Source organism: Citrobacter cronae (assembly GCF_016893685.1).
Taxonomy (GTDB): Bacteria; Pseudomonadota; Gammaproteobacteria; order Enterobacterales; family Enterobacteriaceae; genus Citrobacter; species Citrobacter werkmanii.
Genome location: NZ_CP069763.1, coordinates 4,711,892 through 4,729,704, shown reverse-complemented (window position 1 = coordinate 4,729,704; position 17,813 = coordinate 4,711,892). Strand labels below are relative to the sequence as shown.

17 protein-coding genes are annotated in these 17,813 nt (G+C 51.2%); 10 read left to right on the top strand and 7 right to left on the bottom strand.

The features are described 5' to 3' along the window. Positions 1 to 18 precede the first annotated feature (18 nt). The gene (gene folX, locus JSN25_RS20470) at positions 19 to 381 is read right to left on the bottom strand and encodes a dihydroneopterin triphosphate 2'-epimerase (RefSeq protein WP_038642324.1); all 363 of its coding nucleotides are present in this window, start codon (positions 379 to 381) and stop codon (positions 19 to 21) included. A 54-nt stretch (positions 382 to 435) separates the two neighbouring features. Further along, positions 436 to 1,071 (bottom strand): GSH-dependent disulfide bond oxidoreductase, encoded by a 636-nt coding sequence (yfcG, locus tag JSN25_RS20465; protein ID WP_069323632.1) that lies wholly within the window; start codon positions 1,069 to 1,071, stop codon positions 436 to 438. A 134-nt stretch (positions 1,072 to 1,205) separates the two neighbouring features. Between yfcG and yfcF the strand changes: the two genes are divergently transcribed. From yfcF to yfcD, 3 genes are read left to right on the top strand one after another with little or no spacing between them, the layout of a single operon-like run. After that, positions 1,206 to 1,850 carry a glutathione transferase gene (yfcF, locus tag JSN25_RS20460; RefSeq protein ID WP_085047811.1) on the top strand — a complete coding sequence of 215 codons (645 nt, stop codon included), beginning with the start codon at positions 1,206 to 1,208 and terminating at the stop codon, positions 1,848 to 1,850. Positions 1,851 to 1,905: 55 nt separating this feature from the next. Continuing rightward, a complete protein-coding gene (gene yfcE, locus JSN25_RS20455; protein WP_085047812.1) occupies positions 1,906 to 2,457 on the top strand; it encodes a phosphodiesterase in 552 nt (183 codons plus the stop codon). A gap of 56 nt (positions 2,458 to 2,513) precedes the next feature. Next, positions 2,514 to 3,068, top strand: a complete 555-nt coding sequence (yfcD, locus tag JSN25_RS20450; protein WP_006683645.1) for an NUDIX hydrolase YfcD — start codon at positions 2,514 to 2,516, stop codon at positions 3,066 to 3,068. 56 nt (positions 3,069 to 3,124) lie between these two features. On the opposite strand, the gene yfcC is transcribed toward yfcD, so the two are convergent. The 3 genes from yfcC to ackA all read right to left on the bottom strand — a co-directional run bounded on the left by yfcC (position 3,125) and on the right by ackA (position 8,269). Continuing rightward, positions 3,125 to 4,645: a putative basic amino acid antiporter YfcC gene (yfcC, locus tag JSN25_RS20445; RefSeq protein ID WP_087857358.1), complete on the bottom strand. Its 1,521-nt coding sequence runs from the start codon at positions 4,643 to 4,645 to the stop codon at positions 3,125 to 3,127. Positions 4,646 to 4,845: 200 nt separating this feature from the next. After that, a complete protein-coding gene (gene pta / locus JSN25_RS20440) occupies positions 4,846 to 6,990 on the bottom strand; it encodes a phosphate acetyltransferase (RefSeq protein WP_038642314.1) in 2,145 nt (714 codons plus the stop codon). A gap of 76 nt (positions 6,991 to 7,066) precedes the next feature. Continuing rightward, positions 7,067 to 8,269: an acetate kinase gene (gene ackA, locus JSN25_RS20435; RefSeq protein WP_006683648.1), complete on the bottom strand. Its 1,203-nt coding sequence runs from the start codon at positions 8,267 to 8,269 to the stop codon at positions 7,067 to 7,069. Between the two features lie 339 nt (positions 8,270 to 8,608). Here ackA and yfbV point away from each other — a divergent pair, with 339 nt between their 5' ends. From yfbV to JSN25_RS20415, 4 genes are all read left to right on the top strand, one after another. Then, the gene (gene yfbV, locus JSN25_RS20430) at positions 8,609 to 9,064 is read left to right on the top strand and encodes a terminus macrodomain insulation protein YfbV (RefSeq protein WP_038642312.1); all 456 of its coding nucleotides are present in this window, start codon (positions 8,609 to 8,611) and stop codon (positions 9,062 to 9,064) included. 84 nt (positions 9,065 to 9,148) lie between these two features. After that, complete coding sequence (locus JSN25_RS20425; protein ID WP_038642310.1) at positions 9,149 to 9,643, top strand: YfbU family protein; 495 nt, start codon at positions 9,149 to 9,151, stop codon at positions 9,641 to 9,643. Beyond that, a complete protein-coding gene (locus tag JSN25_RS20420; RefSeq protein ID WP_087051296.1) occupies positions 9,636 to 10,313 on the top strand; it encodes a sugar phosphatase in 678 nt (225 codons plus the stop codon). The genes JSN25_RS20425 and JSN25_RS20420 overlap by 8 nt, the downstream gene beginning before the upstream one ends. A 77-nt stretch (positions 10,314 to 10,390) precedes the next feature. Further along, positions 10,391 to 12,223 (top strand): SLC13 family permease, encoded by a 1,833-nt coding sequence (locus JSN25_RS20415; RefSeq protein WP_038642308.1) that lies wholly within the window; start codon positions 10,391 to 10,393, stop codon positions 12,221 to 12,223. Between the two features lie 48 nt (positions 12,224 to 12,271). Here the strand turns inward: JSN25_RS20415 and yfbR are convergent, their stop codons facing one another. Next, positions 12,272 to 12,871: a 5'-deoxynucleotidase gene (gene yfbR / locus JSN25_RS20410; RefSeq protein WP_042307093.1), complete on the bottom strand. Its 600-nt coding sequence runs from the start codon at positions 12,869 to 12,871 to the stop codon at positions 12,272 to 12,274. A gap of 97 nt (positions 12,872 to 12,968) precedes the next feature. Continuing rightward, the gene (gene alaA / locus JSN25_RS20405) at positions 12,969 to 14,186 is read right to left on the bottom strand and encodes an alanine transaminase AlaA (protein ID WP_005129483.1); all 1,218 of its coding nucleotides are present in this window, start codon (positions 14,184 to 14,186) and stop codon (positions 12,969 to 12,971) included. A gap of 927 nt (positions 14,187 to 15,113) precedes the next feature. On the opposite strand from alaA, the gene lrhA reads away from it, so the two are divergent. From lrhA to nuoB, 3 genes are all read left to right on the top strand, one after another. Beyond that, on the top strand, positions 15,114 to 16,052 hold the full coding sequence (gene lrhA / locus JSN25_RS20400; protein ID WP_038642304.1) for a transcriptional regulator LrhA: 939 nt from the start codon (positions 15,114 to 15,116) through the stop codon (positions 16,050 to 16,052). A 627-nt stretch (positions 16,053 to 16,679) separates the two neighbouring features. Beyond that, positions 16,680 to 17,123 carry an NADH-quinone oxidoreductase subunit NuoA gene (gene nuoA, locus JSN25_RS20395; RefSeq protein ID WP_003028077.1) on the top strand — a complete coding sequence of 148 codons (444 nt, stop codon included), beginning with the start codon at positions 16,680 to 16,682 and terminating at the stop codon, positions 17,121 to 17,123. Between the two features lie 15 nt (positions 17,124 to 17,138). Continuing rightward, complete coding sequence (nuoB, locus tag JSN25_RS20390) at positions 17,139 to 17,801, top strand: NADH-quinone oxidoreductase subunit NuoB (protein ID WP_003028075.1); 663 nt, start codon at positions 17,139 to 17,141, stop codon at positions 17,799 to 17,801. Positions 17,802 to 17,813 lie beyond the last annotated feature (12 nt).

Here is a 17,813-nt window from a genome sequence, read left to right as displayed (position 1 = left end):
TCGCCTCCCGGGTTACGTTTAGCGCTGCCAGCTCAGCGTCATGGATACTGAGTCGGCGTAACGCAATGCGTGAAGTTTATCGATCTCCACTTCAGCATAAGTGACCCAGTGATGTTCGCGTGCGATATCGAGCACATCTTGAGTTAATTTTTCTAATAGTGAGAAGCGGTTACTCTCCACGTGCGCAATGATGCTTTTGGTGATAGTGCGATAATTCAGCGCGTCGTTGATATCTTCGCTGATACGGGCTTTGTCTGCCGGATAATGAATGGCAATGTTGATGACGATATCCTGGCGGTTAAGGATCTCCTCTTCTTTGATGCCGATAAAGGTGCGCAGACGAAGGTTTTTTATACGAATAATCGCGTCAGGTTGTGACATTGCAGGTTTCCTCCATGTATGAACCTATTCATGATACACGAGAATCGAACCGTGTTACCGCTTCTCACTCTGCGCTTGCTGCATGGCGCGTTCTGTAGCGGGCCGCGTACGGATGCGCTCATGCCAGTTATTAACCGCCGGGTAATTGTCGAGGTCGATACGCTGACGCTGGTGGGCATGAATCCATGGCCAGCAGGCTATGTCCGCAATGCTGTAGTGATCGCCCCCCAGCCAGGGGGAGGTTTCCAGACGTTTATTCATCACGTTGTACAGGCGCTGGGTTTCAACCTGGTATCTTTCAATGGCGTAGGGAATAGTCTGCGGGGCGTAATGACTGAAATGGTGATTCTGACCGAGCATGGGGCCCAGGCCGCTGACCTGCCAGAACAGCCATTGCAGCGTGGTGTGGCGCTCACGCAACTCACCGCTCAGCAGCTTGCCGCTCTTTTCCGCCAGATAGAGTAAAATTTCTCCGGACTCAAACAGGCTGATCGGGCTTCCACCATCCTGCGGCGCATTGTCGATAATGGCCGGGATTTTATTGTTCGGCGAGATCTGCAGAAAATCAGGACGAAACTGGCTACCTTTGCTGATATCGACATGAATCAGACGGTATTGCAGCTGCGCTTCTTCAAGAAACAGCGTGATTTTGTGACCGTTTGGCGATGGCGTGTAATAGAGATCGATCATTTTCAGCGTCCGTTTTGTCATGAACCGGGTCATTACAAGTATAGAGCCTGTTGGCGTGCGTGAGTTTTCATCAAGTGACAGCGAGAGAAAGACTCTATATTTTGAAGGCAAGCCAATACACTTCAGAGGACGTTATGAGCAAACCTGCAATTACGCTGTGGTCAGATGCCAATTTTTTCTCCCCTTACGTGCTGTCTGTTTATGTCGCTCTGCAAGAGAAAGGGCTACCTTTTACGCTGAAAACTGTTGATCTCAACAGCGGTGAACACTTGCAACCTTCATGGCAAGGTTATGCGTTGACGCGCCGCGTGCCGGTCCTGGAGATTGACGATTTCGAGCTGAGCGAATCATCAGCAATTACTGAGTTTCTGGAAGAGAGCTTTGCCCCGCCGCAGTGGGAGCGCATCTACCCACATGATGTGCAAAAGCGCGCGCGGGCTCGCCAGGTGCAGGCGTGGATCCGCAGCGATCTGATGCCTATTCGTGAAGAGCGCTCAACGGATGTGGTTTTTGCTGGCGTGAAAAAAGCGCCGCTGAGCGACGCCGGAAAAGCCAGTGCGGAAAAACTGTTCGCCACTGCGAGCAGTTTATTGAGCCATGGTAAACAGAATTTATTTGGCGAATGGTGTATCGCTGATTGCGATTTAGCGCTAATGCTTAATCGTCTGGTCCTTAACGGCGATGAGGTGCCAGAAGCGCTTGCGGAATACGCCACCTTCCAGTGGCAGCGCGCTTCAGTTCAGCGTTTTATCGCGCTTTCAGCGAAGCGTTCCTGCTGACCATCGGAGCGTAATCCAGTATCATTACAAGGTAATTTTCAACGAGGAGTGAGTGATGAAACTGATGTTCGCATCGGACATTCATGGTTCGTTGCCAGCCACGGAACGCGTACTCGAACTGTTTAGCACAAGCGGTGCGCAATGGCTGGTGATATTGGGTGATGTTTTAAATCACGGACCGCGTAATGCGTTGCCGGAAGGCTATGCGCCCGCGCAGGTTGCAGAGCGGTTGAATGAACTGGCAGCGCGGATTATTGCGGTGCGTGGCAATTGCGACAGCGAAGTGGATCAGATGCTCCTGCATTTTCCGATAACCGCGCCGTGGCAGCAAATTCTGACAGAAAACCAGCGACTCTTTTTGACGCACGGGCATCTTTTTGGCCCGCAAAATATGCCAGCGCTCAGCGCGGGAGATGTACTGGTTTATGGCCATACTCATCTGCCGGTTGCCGAGTTGCAAGGGGATGTCTATCACTTTAACCCTGGCTCGGTAAGCATCCCGAAAGGAGGCTTTGCGGCAAGCTACGGGATTCTGGATGATAATGTTCTCAGCGTAATGGCACTCAATGATCAAAGTGTTATTGCGCAGATCGAGATTAATCCGTAATTTACCCCACAAACATAAACGCGCCGTAAGAGCGCCAGAAAAAAGAAGGTTTCCTGATGGTGGAACAGCGTCGTTTGGCAAGTACGGAATGGGTGGATATTGTGAATGAAGACAACGAAGTCATCGCACAGTCCAGCCGGGAACAAATGCGGGCGCAGCGCTTACGCCATCGTGCGACGTATATCGTGGTGCACGATGGTATGGGCAAAATTCTGGTTCAGCGTAGGACTGAGACAAAAGATTTTTTGCCCGGCATGCTGGATGCCACCGCTGGCGGTGTTGTTCAGGCTGACGAGCAGCTACTGGACTCAGCGCGCCGTGAAGCGGAAGAGGAGTTGGGGATTGCGGGCGTGCCGTTTGCCGAGCACGGTCAGTTTTATTTTGAAGACCAGAACTGTCGCGTCTGGGGCGGGCTGTTTAGCTGCGTTTCCCACGGGCCGTTTGCGCTTCAGGAAGAAGAGGTCAGTGAAGTTTGCTGGCTGACGCCGGAAGAAATCACCGCACGCTGCGACGAATTTACGCCGGACTCACTGAAAGCGCTGGCGCTGTGGATGACCCGCAACGCCAAGAATGAAGGGGCGAAAGCCGAAAAGCAGGAAGAAGCCGAGTAACGTCTGCTCATCCGGCCTACAGCGTCGAGAAATCATGTAGGCCGGGCAATCATTTTTTAATGGTAACCCATTATCTGCGCCCCAATCACCACCACGCTGGACATAATAAACAGCAGGCCCAACAGCGTGGCGCCTACTTTCAGCCAGTTACGAAAATCCACCCGACAAACGCCTAACGTTGCCATCAATGATGCCGACGTCGGATAGATAATGTGACTGAATCCGTCGCCAAACTGGAAGGCCAGTACGGTGACCTGACGGTTTACGCCAACCAGATCGCCCAGCGGCGCTAATAGCGGCATGGTCAATGCAGCCTGGCCAGAACCGGACGTGACGAAGAAATTAAATACCGCCTGGAACAGCAGCATAAACCATGCAGCGATAGCGTTATCCAGCCCGCTGATACCGTTGGCAATGCTGTGCAGCAGGGTATTTAATACGCTGGCTTCGCCCGCCTCTCCGTTACCGACCAGCAATAATATGCCCTTGGCGAAACCGACCAGCAGAGCGGGAGCAATCATCATTCGCGCGCCTTCAGTGAATGAAGATGCCATAACGTTGACCGTCATACCGTTGAGACGGAACACGACGCCGATGATGCCAATCACCAGTCCCATCGTGAAGAACTGGCTGGCGATCTCAGGAATAAACCACGCGTTGACGATAACGCCCCAGACGACCCAAATCATCACCGCCGTCAGTACCAGCAGCACCAACCAGTCGCCCAGCGTGAAGCGGCGTTCTACAACCTCGTCCTGCTGCTCGCGAAAAAAACGGTCTGACTCATGTACCCGGGAGAGAAGCGGATTTTTTTTGATGCGCGCTGCGTAGGCCAGGGTGAAGGTCAGCCCTATCAGGGTCGCAACGACCCACACGACGATACGCAGACCGGAACCAGAGAGCACCGGGACACCTGCAATACCCTGTGCAACCACCACGCAGAACGGGTTCATCCACGAACTGGCAAAACCAATCTGGGTAGCGATATAAGTGACCAGAACGGTGGTGATACTGTCGTAACCTAAGCGTACCATCAAAGGCGCGATAATAATGGCAAAGGCGACTGCCTCTTCGCCCATGCCAAACACCGCGCCGCCTAATGAGAAGAGAACAAACAGCACCGGGATAAACAGGACCTCGTTACCTCGCGTATGGCGAATGAGCGCCAGGATACCGTTATCAATGGTTCCGGTACGCATAACGATGCCGAATGCGCCGCCAATCACCAGCATAAACATAATAATGCCGACGGCGGTGCCGAATTTAGAGCCGGAGGTTAATCCTTCAAACGGAAAATTCATCAGGCCAGGGCGTTCATCTCCGGTGGTGAAAAACTGCACCCGGTGATACTGCTCTTCACCCGCATCGTTGGTCAGAATACGAAAAGAGTGGGGGTCGACAACTTTACGGGTTTTGGTTTGCCCATCAACCTGATACTGCACTTCCTGGCTGTCGAACATCCCGACCGGAACAACCCATGTCGCCAGGCTGGTTAAAATGGCGACGAAAAAAATAATCACCAGCGTATCGGGCATCGCCCATTTTTTGGCTGGCTGTGATTCTGTGACTGCTGACATGAAAGACTATCCCTGTTGCAATGCAAAAGAGAGTAAGTATGCAAACAGAAGAATAGTTATTCATTGATGCAGCGCATCCTGGCAAATATTTCAGAATGTACCAAAGAAAAAACAGATATAAAAAAACCGGAAATATCAGCTATTTCCGGTTTGATAAGCAGAGGTGTTGCCGGATAAGAGATCCGGCACACCGCAGCAAATTACTTCTGCTGCTGGGAAGACTGGATCGCGGTCAGGGCGATGGTATAGACGATATCGTCTACCAGCGCACCACGGGACAGGTCGTTCACCGGCTTGCGCATACCCTGCAGCATTGGCCCGATGGAGATCAGGTCGGCAGAACGCTGTACCGCTTTGTAGGTGGTGTTACCGGTGTTCAGATCCGGGAAGATGAACACGGTAGCGCGACCGGCAACCGGCGAGTTCGGCGCTTTGGATTTCGCTACGTCAGCCATAACCGCGGCGTCGTACTGCAGCGGACCGTCGATCATCAGGTCAGGACGTTTTTCCTGCGCCAGACGAGTCGCTTCGCGAACTTTCTCTACATCGCTACCTGCACCAGAGGTACCGGTGGAGTAGGAAAGCATCGCAACGCGCGGTTCGATACCGAAGGCGATGGCGGATTCAGCGGACTGAATGGCGATTTCTGCCAGTTGTTCAGCAGTCGGATCCGGGTTGATCGCGCAGTCACCGTAAACGTAAACCTGTTCCGGCAGCAGCATGAAGAACACGGAAGACACCAGCGAGCTACCCGGCGCAGTTTTGATCAACTGCAGCGGTGGACGAATGGTGTTTGCGGTCGTGTGAACGGCACCAGAAACCAGACCGTCAACGTCGTCCTGCTCCAGCATCAGGGTACCGAGAACCACGTTGTCTTCCAGCTGTTCGCGGGCAACGGTTTCGGTCATGCCTTTGTTCTTACGCAGCTCAACCAGGCGAGCAACGTAGCTTTCGCGAACCACATCGGGATCAACGATTTCTACGCCAGCGCCCAGCTCAACGCCCTGAGAGGCCGCAACGCGGGTGATCTCATCCGGGTTACCCAACAGAACGCAGGTAGCAATACCGCGTTCAGCACAGATAGCAGCCGCTTTAACGGTACGCGGTTCGTCGCCTTCCGGCAGAACAACACGTTTGCCCGCTTTACGCGCCAGCTCGGTCAGCTGATAACGGAACGCCGGTGGAGACAGACGACGGCTGCGCTCAGAAGTCGCGGTCAGAGATTCAATCCAGTCAGCATTGATGTAGTTAGCAACGTATTCCTGAACTTTTTCGATGCGCTCGTGATCGTCAACCGGAACTTCCAGGTTGAAGCTCTGCAGGCTCAGAGAGGTCTGCCAGGTATTGGTGTTCACCATGAATACCGGCAGACCGGTAGCGAATGCACGTTCGCACAGTTTGTTGATGCGCGCGTCCATTTCGTAGCCGCCAGTCAGCAGCAGAGCACCGATTTCTACGCCGTTCATAGCAGCCAGACATGCTGCAACCAGCACGTCAGGACGGTCGGCAGACGTCACCAGCAGAGAACCTGCGCGGAAGTGCTCCAGCATGTGCGGAATGCTGCGTGCGCAGAAAGTCACAGACTTCACGCGACGGGTGTTGATATCGCCTTCGTTAACGATGGTAGCGTTCAGGTGACGCGCCATATCGATTGCACGGGTAGCGATCAGATCGAAGCTCCATGGCACCGCGCCCAGAACCGGCAGCGGGCTGGATTCTTGCAGTTTAGCCGGATCAACTTTGATCACCTGCGCTTTGGAAGAGTCGTCGAAAATCTCGGACAGATCCGGGCGAGTACGGCCCTGGTCATCAACCGGCGCGTTCAGTTTGTTAACGATAACGCCAGTGATGTTGGTGTTTTTCGCGCCGCCGAAGCTGCTGCGAGTCAGTTCAATACGCTCGTTCAGCTGTTCCGGGGTATCGGTACCCTGAGACATCACGAAGACGATTTCCGCATTCAGCGTTTTCGCGATTTCGTAGTTCAGAGACTGCGCGAACTGATGCTTACGTGTTGGGACCAGGCCTTCAACCAGTACAACTTCAGCATCTTTGGTGTTCGCGTGGTAATTCGCGATGATCTCTTCCATCAGCACATCTTTCTGATTGCTGGACAGCAGAGATTCAACGTGGCTCATCTTCAGCGGCTCAGCAGCTGGCAGGTTAGAGTTCGCACGAACGATAGTGGTAGTCTGGTCTGGCGCATCGCCACCGGCACGAGGCTGAGCGATGGGTTTAAAGACGCTCAGACGAACGCCTTTGCGTTCCATAGCACGGATCACGCCGAGGCTGACGCTGGTCAGGCCGACGCTGGTTCCGGTAGGGATCAGCATAATAATACGGGACACGGTTTATCCTCTTTCGTTACCGCCCATTTCAGGCGGGTTACAAAACAGCACCGCCAGCTAGGCTGGCGGTGTGAAATCAGGCAGTCAGACGGCTCGCGTCTTGCGCGATAACCAGTTCTTCGTTGGTTGGGATAACCACCGCAGGACGGGTACCTTCTTTGTTGATGAAACCAGATTTGCCGAAACGTGCGGCCAGGTTACGCTCGTGGTCAACTTCAAAGCCCAGAACGCCCAGTTTGCCCAGAGACAGTTCACGAACCATCGCTGCGTTTTCACCAATACCACCAGTGAAGACAACCGCATCCAGACGACCATCCATCAGCGCAGTGTAAGAACCGATGTACTTCGCCAGACGGTGGCAGTAAACGTCCATTGCACGTTTAGCGTCTTCTTTGGTTGTGTAGTTATCTTCAACATAACGGCAGTCGCTGGTGACTTCGGTCAGACCCAGCAGACCGGATTCTTTGGTCAGCATTTTGTTGATCTGGTCAACGCTCATGCCCAGGGTGTCGTGCAGATGGAAGATGATCGCCGGGTCGATGTCACCGGAACGTGTACCCATCACCAGACCTTCCAGCGGGGTCAGACCCATGGAGGTATCAACACATTTACCGTTACGGATAGCAGATACAGAACCGCCGTTGCCCAGGTGGCAAGTGATGATGTTCAGTTCATCAACCGGTTTGTTCAGCATTTTTGCCGCTTCCTGAGTAACAAAGAAGTGGCTGGTGCCGTGCGCGCCGTAACGACGAACGCCGTGTTCTTTGTACAGGCTGTACGGCAGAGCATAGAGGTAAGACTCTTCCGGCATAGTCTGATGGAACGCGGTGTCGAATACAGCCACGTTTTTGTCTTTCAGGCTTGGGAAGGATTTCAGCGCTTCTGCGATACCGATCAGGTGAGCCGGGTTATGCAGCGGTGCGAAAGAGGCAGAATCTTTGATGCCCTGGATAACGGAATCATCGATAACCACAGAGCTGGTATACTTCTCGCCGCCGTGTACGATACGGTGACCGATAGCGGTCAATTGCGCAGACAATTCTGGTTTTTGTGCCAGAATAGTGTTAACGATAAAGTTCAGCGCTTCACTGTGAGCGGCGCCTGCACCTAAAGCCGCTTCTTGTTTACCGCCGTCCATTTTCCACTTGATGCGTGCTTCTGGGAGATGGAAACATTCGGCTAAACCAGAGAGGTATTCTTCACCGTTTACTGCATCGATGATGGCAAATTTCAGTGAGGAGCTACCGCAGTTCAGAACCAGTACTAACTTACTCGACATGGAAGTACCTATTTATGATACGTGGCTAAAAAAACGTCAGGGAGTCATAGAGCGTAGCGCATGATGACACCGACGTTTATGATTAACATCATGCGCCAGAGTCTTTTTGGGCACGATGGAATAAATACCTTTGAGTCTATGTCATTTTGCGTATTTTTCAGCCAGTGGCATACTGTATGCCAATTTGACGACTCAATGATTTTGGACTAAAGGCCTTACAGGCCGGCACAGGATACCTGAATGTGGGTATCAAAGACAAAATGTTTTGAACGATGTCCTTTATAGTTGTTGTTTTGCACAAATTTTTTAATTTTTATATGTGAAGTTGAGGTAACCGCCATGTCGACACCGGATAATCGTTCCGTCAATTTTTTTAGTTTGTTTCGCCGGGGGCAGCACTATGCGAAGACGTGGCCAATGGAAAAGCGCCTCGCGCCCGTATTTGTTGAGAACCGCGTCATCCGTATGACGCGTTACGCAATCCGTTTTATGCCGCCCATCGCTGTTTTCACCTTATGCTGGCAAATTGCTTTAGGCGGGCAGTTGGGACCCGCCGTGGCGACGGCGCTGTTTGCGCTCAGTCTGCCGATGCAGGGCATGTGGTGGCTGGGTAAGCGTTCTGTCACGCCGCTGCCGCCTTCAATACTCAACTGGTTCTACGAAGTTCGGGGTAAATTGCAAGAGGCCGGGCAGGCGCTCGCTCCGGTAGAAGGAAAGCCTGATTATCAGGCGCTGGCTGACACGCTTAAGCGCGCCTTCAAACAACTGGATAAAACTTTCCTTGATGATTTGTAATTGACCCCTGATTACGCATATAAAAGAAGGCATCAAGATGCCTTCTTTTTTTTCATCGTAGTAGTAGTGATACAGGAGTCCCAAATGGAAATGACCAACGCTCAACGTCTGATTTTGTCTAACCAGTACAAAATGATGACTATGCTCGATCCCACTAACGCCGAGCGTTATCGTCGTTTGCAGACGATTATTGAACGCGGTTACGGCTTGCAGATGCGCGAGCTGGATCGTGAGTTTGGTGAGCTGACGGAAGAAACCTGTCGTACGGTTATCGATATTATGGAGATGTATCACGCATTACATGTGTCCTGGACTAATCTAAAAGACGCGCAGTCTATTGATGAGCGCCGCGTGACCTTCCTCGGCTTTGATGCTGCAACGGAAGCCCGTTTCCTCGGGTATGTACGGTTTATGGTCAATGTGGAAGGGCGTTATACCCACTTTGATGCGGGTACGCATGGCTTCAACGCCCAGACCCCGATGTGGGAAAAATATCAACGTATGCTGAATGTCTGGCACTCTTGCCCGCGCCAGTATCACCTGAGCGCGAATGAAATTAACCAAATCATTAATGCCTGAGGGGGCGAGCGTGCAGTGCAAAGGTTTTCTGTTTGATCTGGATGGAACGCTGGTCGATTCCTTACCCGCAGTAGAGCGCGCGTGGTGCAACTGGGCCGATCGTTTTGGCCTCGATCACGCCGAGGTGCTCGGCTTTATTCATGGTAAGCAGGCCATTACCTCCCTGCGACACTTTATGGTGGGCAAGTCCGAGGCGGAGATCGCTGCGGAGTTCACCCGCCTGGAGCAGATCGAAGCGACGGAAACCGCGGGGATCACCGCGCTGCCAGGGGCGGTTGACTTGCTCAACCATCTCAACAAAGCGGGCATTCCATGGGCGATTGTGACTTCCGGTTCAATGCCGGTCGCACGGGCGCGTCATCGTGTCGCAGGACTTCCTGCTCCTGAAGTGTTTGTCACTGCCGAACGGGTAAAAAGAGGTAAGCCAGAGCCAGACGCCTATCTGTTAGGCGCTCAGCTACTGGGCCTGGCGCCACAGGAATGCGCGGTAGTCGAGGATGCGCCCGCAGGGGTGCTCTCGGGACTGGCTGCAGGGTGCCATGTAATAGCGGTAAATGCGCCAGCGGACACGCCGCGTCTGGATGAGGTCGATTTTTCGCTGACCAGTCTGGAACATATTTCTGTGACCAAGCAGCCCAACGGAAATGTGGTCGTTGTAAGAAATACCTGATCATGATTTAGCCCCAGATTGTTGGGGCTTTTTTATGGCAGAATCGCTCCATCCCTCTCATTTAACAAGGATATGTTGTGAACGGTGAATTGATATGGGTTCTCTCATTGCTGGCGATTGCCGTCGTCTTGTTTGCAACTGGCAGAGTGCGTATGGACGCGATCGCTTTGCTGGTCATTATTGCCTTTGTTCTGAGTGGAACATTGAGCATCACAGAAGCTTTTTCCGGGTTCAGCGATCCTAACGTTATTTTGATCGCGGCTTTATTTATTATCGGCGACGGTCTGGTGCGTACCGGGGTGGCGACGGTGATGGGGGCCTGGCTGGTGAAGGTCGCCGGCAGCAGTGAAGTCAAAATGCTGGTGTTGCTGATGATAACCGTGGCCGGGCTCGGTGCGTTTATGAGTTCGACCGGCGTGGTTGCTATCTTTATACCGGTTGTCTTAAGCGTTTCCATGCGCATGCAAATTTCTCCCTCGCGCCTGATGATGCCGCTGAGCTTTGCCGGATTGATAAGCGGTATGATGACGCTGGTGGCGACACCGCCAAACCTGGTCGTCAACAGTGAATTGTTACGCGAAGGACTTAACGGCTTCAGCTTTTTTAGCGTCACTCCGCTGGGGCTGGTGGTTCTGGTGCTTGGCATAATTTATATGCTGCTGATGCGCTTTATGCTGAAGGGTGAAGACTCCGGGCAGCCGGGAGACGGTTGGAAACGCCGGACTTTTCGCGATTTAATCAAAGAGTATCGCCTCACGGGGCGTGCCCGCCGTCTGGCGATTCGCCCTGGTTCACCGATGATTGGCCAGCGTCTGGACGACCTGAAACTGCGTGAGCGTTACGGAGCAAACGTGATTGGCGTGGAGCGCTGGCGGCGCTTTCGTCGCGTGATTGTTGATGTTAACGGTGTTTCTGAGTTTCGCGCCCGTGACGTGCTGCTGATTGATATGTCTGCAGCGGATGTCGATCTGCGAGAATTTTGCAGTGAGCAACTGCTGGAGCCAATGGTGCTGCGCGGGGAATACTTCTCCGAGCAGGCGCTTGATGTGGGCATGGCCGAGATCTCACTGATCCCTGAATCGGAACTGATTGGCAAAACGGTACGGGAGATAGCCTTTCGTACGCGTTACGGTCTGAATGTGGTCGGCCTGAAACGCGATGGTACGGCGCTGGCAGGCGCGGTGGTGGATGAACCGTTGCTGATGGGGGATATCATTCTGGTGGTGGGTAACTGGAAGCTCATCACACTGCTGGGACAAAAAGGGCGCGACTTCGTGGTGTTGAACATGCCGGCTGAGGTCAGTGAAGCCTCCCCGGCGCACAGTCAGGCGCCGCATGCCATATTCTGCCTGGTGCTGATGGTGGCCCTGATGCTTACCGATGAAATTCCTAATACGGTTGCCGCAATTATCGCCTGCCTGCTGATGGGAAAATTCCGCTGTATCGATGCCGAAAGCGCCTATAAAGCGATTCACTGGCCGAGCATTATTTTGATCGTCGGGATGATGCCCTTTGCACTGGCGCTACAAAAAACTGGCGGTGTCGATCTGGTGGTAAAAGGACTGATGGACGTCGGCGGCGGGTATGGCCCGTACATGATGTTGGGTTGCCTGTTCGTCCTGTGCGCGAGCATCGGGTTATTTATCTCAAATACTGCGACGGCGGTACTCATGGCGCCAATTGCTCTGGCAGCGGCAAAGTCGATGGGGGTTTCGCCGTATCCTTTTGCAATGGTGATTGCAATGGCAGCATCCGCAGCCTTTATGACACCGGTCTCTTCGCCGGTGAACACGCTGGTGCTGGGGCCGGGTAACTACAGCTTTAGCGATTTCGTGAAAATTGGCGTGCCGTTTACGGTGATCGTGATGGCGGTGTGCGTGGTGATGATCCCGATGCTGTTCCCGTTTTGATTTTTATGTGCCGGATAAGACGTTGACGTCGCCATCCGGCAACATCGTTTAAAGCGGTGAATCCTGGCTGATCTCATCTAATGAGAGGTGAAAGCTCGGGACAAACACCTCCATAAAATAGTCCATCTCTTCGCTGCGCCGCGACTCCAGCGTTTTTTCCAGCCGCGTTTTCGCCAACAAGAACTCATTATTGCCCGCCGAAAGCTCTTCCAGACACTTCAGATAAGCGCACAGCGCATCGGCCTGTTTGACAATAGATTTCTCTTCTTCGCTGTAAGCATGTTCATCAATCAGCGGAGCAAAAATATCGCGTAGCTCGTCGGGCACCATATCGACCAGCTTTTGCTGGGCAATTTTCTCTATCGCTTTATATTCCTGGGCGATTTGTGAGTTGAAGTATTTTACCGGGGTAGGGAGGTCACCGGTCAGCACCTCTGAAGCGTCATGGTACATTGCCAACAGGGCAATGCGCTCTGCATTAAGCTGACCACCAAATTTACGGTTTTTGATCGCCGCCAACGCATGAGCGACCATGGCGACTTGCAAACTATGCTCGGACACATTTTCGGTGCGCACGTTGCGCATCAGCGGCCAGCGGTTAATGAGCTTCAGACGGGAGAGGTGGGCAAAAAAATGGCTCTGCTTCATAACGACCCTTATATGATGGCAACCTAAGAGTCATTGTGCGCAGAGAAGGCTGTCAGATGCAAATACTCGTCATACTGATCCAACAGCCCGTGTTTTATTACAGCTGGTGATACCCTGACAGGAAGCGCTCAAATTTACTCAGCGACATTTCGATATCGTCAATGCGCGGGAGCGTGACGATGCGGAAATGATCCGGCCACGGCCAGTTGAACGCCGTTCCCTGAACCAGCAGCACTTTTTCCTGCAACAGGAAGTCGAGCACCATTTTCTGGTCGTCATGAATGTTGAAGCGTTTAGCGTCGATTTTCGGGAACATATACAGCGCGCCGCGCGGTTTCACGCAGGAGACGCCGGGAATATCATTGAGTAACTCCCAGGCGCGGTTGCGTTGTTCATACAGGCGCCCGCCAGGCATGATAAATTCACTGATGCTCTGGTATCCGCCCAGCGCGGTCTGAATCGCATGTTGCGCCGGAACGTTAGCACATAAGCGCATAGAGGCCAGCATCTCAAGACCTTCGATGTACCCCTTGGCATGTTTCTTCGGCCCGTTCAGCACCATCCAGCCCTGACGGAAACCGGCAACGCGATAGGTTTTTGACAGGCCGTTGAAGGTAATAGTCAGCAGGTCCGGCGCCATCGCGGCGATCGAGTGGTGTTCAGCATCATCGTAGAGAATTTTGTCGTAAATCTCATCCGCAAAAATGATGAGGTTGTTCTGGCGAGCAATTTCAACAATCTCCATCAGCAGCTCTTTGGAATACACAGCGCCGGTTGGGTTGTTGGGGTTAATGATGACGATCCCACGCGTACGCGGGGTAATTTTGGCGCGAATGTCGTCAAGGTCCGGGAACCAGTCAGATGATTCGTCACACAGATAATGCACGGCGTTACCGCCGGAGAGCGATACCGCTGCCGTCCACAGTGGATAATCAGGTGCCGGAACGAGCATTTCGTCCCCACTGTTCAGCAATGCCTGCATGGCCTGCACAATCAATTCGGAAACGCCGTTACCGATATAGATATCTTCCACGGTCACATCGCGCATCCCGCGGGCCTGGTAATGCTGCATGATCGCTTTACGGGCTGAATAAAGACCTTTGGAGTCGCAATATCCTTGCGCTGTTGGCAAATTGCGGATCACATCAACCAGAATTTCGTCTGGCGCTTCAAACCCGAATGGCGCCGGGTTGCCGATGTTAAGTTTCAGAACTTTATTGCCTTCTTCTTCCAGGCGCTTTGCTTCCTTCAGAACCGGGCCGCGAATGTCATAACAGACGTTTTCTAATTTGCTGGATTTTTCAATGGGGGACATGAACGTTGACCTTTTTAGCTGTGAATGCCACTCCCTGCCGTGGAAGTCAGCCCAGCACAATGTACTCCCACGACGGTAAGTTTTGAAGGGTCTTTAGTAGAAGATTTTGAAAATCCATGAAGTTATAATTAACTGTTAATAACTAAATAACGCAATTATCATGAAATAATAATCTGGGAAATTGTATTGTATTGGTGATATGTTTTGCGGTGTTGGTTTAGGTGTGGTGGTTTGTCTGGTCAAAAAAACTTAACTCTGTAAAGCAAAAGATCGCCGACACATAAGCGGTATGACGTCATTCGAAAATACTGAGGTTTTATCTGCGAGGGCTGTTATCGGCCTGATCCGTGCGTGGTACGGTGTGAATTCATTGTTAAGTATAATTAATGAATTGAAGGATTCTTAATTAATTATTATTTAATATTTAAATCGCATTAAATTGAATGGCCTAATAATACGAAAACCGCAGGTCAGACATAACCTCAGGTAGACTCGAATTATTCGCGATAACACTTATAAATATAGTGGTTTTAGGTTAAGATAAGTCTCATGAAATGGTGCGTAGTACGAATTTTACGATAATTCAAATGTTTGTTGGTTGTTCCTAACGTACTGAAAAGTTAGTTTTTAATGTGTAAATTATTGTTCGTTAAGTTTTTTTTAAATTTACAAAATTTACATGTTTTCCATTAGTCAGAATCATCCAGCAGCTAAAAATATGGCCCTTTCTCGTTGCTATATTCCGATGAGTGTCACGGTTATTATATAGCGTAGAAAGAGAATTGTTTCGTTTGTTAAACCAAATACATCCTTATTTTCACTTGGTTACACTAAGCGAAACTGCAAGGAAGGCAGATAACAAATGGAGTGGTTTGATTCTGAATGCACAGCATTAACCCGGTATGACCCGCGAGTAAGTGAAAAACTATGATAAATGCAAATCGTCCGATAATTAACCTCGACCTCGATCTGCTGAGAACCTTCGTTGCTGTTGCCGACCTGAATACCTTCGCGGCTGCGGCAGCTGCGGTATGTCGCACTCAGTCTGCGGTGAGTCAGCAAATGCAGCGTCTTGAGCAACTCGTGGGGAAAGAGTTGTTCGCGCGTCATGGACGCAACAAACTGCTGACCGAACATGGTATACAGCTGTTGGGTTACGCCAGAAAAATATTGCGTTTTAATGATGAGGCATGCTCATCATTAATGTTTAACAATCTTCAGGGAGTGTTAACTATTGGCGCTTCTGATGAATCCGCCGATACGATACTGCCTTTCCTGCTCAACCGTATAAGCTCGGTTTATCCGAAGCTTGCATTGGATGTAAGGGTCAAGCGCAACGCCTATATGGTGGATATGCTGAAGTCGCAAGAAGTGGATTTGGTGGTAACGACTAACCGTCCGGGCGATTTTGAATGCCTGAATCTGCGCACTTCGCCGACGCACTGGTATTGTGCGGCCGAATATATCCTGCAAAAAGGTGAGCCGGTCCCGTTGGTGCTGTTGGACGATCCGAGCCCGTTCCGCGATATGGTGTTGGCAACGCTGAATGCTGCGCAGATCCCGTGGCGCTTAGCGTATGTTGCTTCAACATTGCCTGCGGTTCGTGCTGCGGTCAAAGCCGGTCTGGGCGTTACTGCGCGTCCCGTTGAAATGATGAGCCCTGATTTACGCGTACTGGGCGCGGCGGACGGATTACCGCCATTGCCTGATACCGAGTATCTGTTGTGCTGCGATCCGGCTACGCAAAATGATTTAGCTCAGGTGATCTTTAACTCGATGCAGACATATCAAAACCCTTGGCAATACAATCAGTTTACCCCCGAAGGGGGAGATGATTCGCTCCTTATTGAAGGCGACTTCGAGTAACGCGTCACAAAAAACGTTTTAAAATGTAAGTGTAAAAAAAGAGCCGCTAATGATGAAAAAACATCCAGCGGCTCTTTTTTTATGCAAACAACATTGGTTTATGTCATTTGCTATACTAAAACTTAACAAAATCAGCGGGTAAAAAAACAGCCAGCAAATAGGGTGAAAAATAATCAGCAGAAGTGTTAATTGTTTCCATGTTAAAAAACTAGAGAAATTGTTGCTGTTTTTTATGGTGAATTAACAAAAGCGTGTCACAGATCAAGAAAATACTCCCATTTAGGGGGAGGCATTAGTGTGAATTCCTGTCAAAATAGACGAGTATTATCTTTTTTACTTCACTACGGACACGATTCAACAACATTAAAAAAGACCGATGATGCAACCGAAATGGGTGTAAACAGCACTTTATGTTAATGAGGTTGGAGTAGTGTAAAATAATGTGAGGAAACTTTTGTTAAAGTTGACAAAAGGTTATAGAAAGGAGTAAAAAACCCCATCAATTGGCTGTATAAAATGGTTTTCTACAGTGATTGTAAGGTTTTTTTTATTCCTCCCCATGAATCGATGTGGCGTTCATCTGCCGAAAAGAGCAGAGAATTTGGCGCTACTTTTGATGAGTAAGCAATGAGTATGTCAACATCCACTGAAATCATCGCTCATCACTGGGCATTCGCTATCTTTCTTATTGTCGCCATTGGCCTGTGCTGCCTGATGCTCGTCGGCGGCTGGTTTTTAGGTGGTCGCGCGCGCGCGAGATCTAAAAACGTGCCGTTTGAATCAGGTATCGACTCGGTCGGCACCGCCCGCTTGCGCCTGTCTGCCAAGTTTTATCTGGTAGCCATGTTCTTCGTTATCTTCGACGTTGAAGCGCTGTATCTGTTCGCATGGTCAACATCTATCCGTGAAAGCGGTTGGATTGGCTTTGTGGAAGCTGCAATTTTTATTTTTGTGTTACTGGCTGGTCTGGTTTATCTGGTGCGTATTGGCGCGCTGGACTGGACGCCCGCGCGTTCACGCCGCGAGCGTATGAACCCGGAAACGAACAGTATCGCTAATCGTCAACGCTAACCGCGAGGCATTAAGATGGATTATACGCTCACCCGCATAGATCCTAACGGTGAGAACGACCGTTACCCCCTGCAAAAACAGGAGATCGTAACCGACCCCCTGGAGCAAGAAGTTAATAAAAACGTGTTCATGGGCAAGCTCCATGACATGGTTAACTGGGGCCGTAAAAACTCAATTTGGCCATATAACTTTGGCCTTTCCTGCTGCTACGTTGAGATGGTGACCTCGTTTACCGCTGTGCATGATGTGGCCCGTTTTGGTGCGGAAGTACTGCGTGCATCGCCGCGTCAGGCTGACCTGATGGTCGTGGCTGGAACCTGCTTTACCAAAATGGCACCGGTTATTCAGCGCCTCTACGATCAGATGCTGGAACCAAAATGGGTTATTTCCATGGGCGCATGCGCCAACTCCGGCGGTATGTACGACATCTATTCTGTGGTGCAGGGCGTTGATAAATTTATTCCGGTCGATGTGTACATCCCGGGATGCCCGCCGCGTCCAGAAGCGTATATGCAGGCTCTGATGCTGCTGCAGGATTCCATTGGCAAAGAACGCCGTCCGCTCTCCTGGGTGGTTGGCGATCAGGGCGTTTATCGCGCCAATATGCAGTCAGAACGCGAGCGTAAACGCGGTGAACGTATTGCTGTAACGAATCTTCGTACACCAGACGAGATTTAATTTGCGCCTGTC

Bases quoted from the DNA above. Each gene is read 5' to 3' on its own strand.
- yfcD (WP_006683645.1), top strand. From the start codon at position 2,514: ATGGTGGAACAGCGTCGTTTGGCAAGTACGGAATGGGTGGATATTGTG.
- nuoA (WP_003028077.1), top strand. From the start codon at position 16,680: ATGAGTATGTCAACATCCACTGAAATCATCGCTCATCACTGGGCATTC.
- yfbV (WP_038642312.1), top strand. From the start codon at position 8,609: ATGTCGACACCGGATAATCGTTCCGTCAATTTTTTTAGTTTGTTTCGC.
- folX (WP_038642324.1), bottom strand. From the start codon at position 381: ATGTCACAACCTGACGCGATTATTCGTATAAAAAACCTTCGTCTGCGC.
- yfbR (WP_042307093.1), bottom strand. From the start codon at position 12,871: ATGAAGCAGAGCCATTTTTTTGCCCACCTCTCCCGTCTGAAGCTCATT.
- lrhA (WP_038642304.1), top strand. From the start codon at position 15,114: ATGATAAATGCAAATCGTCCGATAATTAACCTCGACCTCGATCTGCTG.
- yfcC (WP_087857358.1), bottom strand. From the start codon at position 4,645: ATGTCAGCAGTCACAGAATCACAGCCAGCCAAAAAATGGGCGATGCCC.
- yfcF (WP_085047811.1), top strand. From the start codon at position 1,206: ATGAGCAAACCTGCAATTACGCTGTGGTCAGATGCCAATTTTTTCTCC.
- alaA (WP_005129483.1), bottom strand. From the start codon at position 14,186: ATGTCCCCCATTGAAAAATCCAGCAAATTAGAAAACGTCTGTTATGAC.
- JSN25_RS20420 (WP_087051296.1), top strand. From the start codon at position 9,636: ATGCCTGAGGGGGCGAGCGTGCAGTGCAAAGGTTTTCTGTTTGATCTG.
- yfcE (WP_085047812.1), top strand. From the start codon at position 1,906: ATGAAACTGATGTTCGCATCGGACATTCATGGTTCGTTGCCAGCCACG.
- nuoB (WP_003028075.1), top strand. From the start codon at position 17,139: ATGGATTATACGCTCACCCGCATAGATCCTAACGGTGAGAACGACCGT.
- JSN25_RS20425 (WP_038642310.1), top strand. From the start codon at position 9,149: ATGGAAATGACCAACGCTCAACGTCTGATTTTGTCTAACCAGTACAAA.
- yfcG (WP_069323632.1), bottom strand. From the start codon at position 1,071: ATGATCGATCTCTATTACACGCCATCGCCAAACGGTCACAAAATCACG.
- ackA (WP_006683648.1), bottom strand. From the start codon at position 8,269: ATGTCGAGTAAGTTAGTACTGGTTCTGAACTGCGGTAGCTCCTCACTG.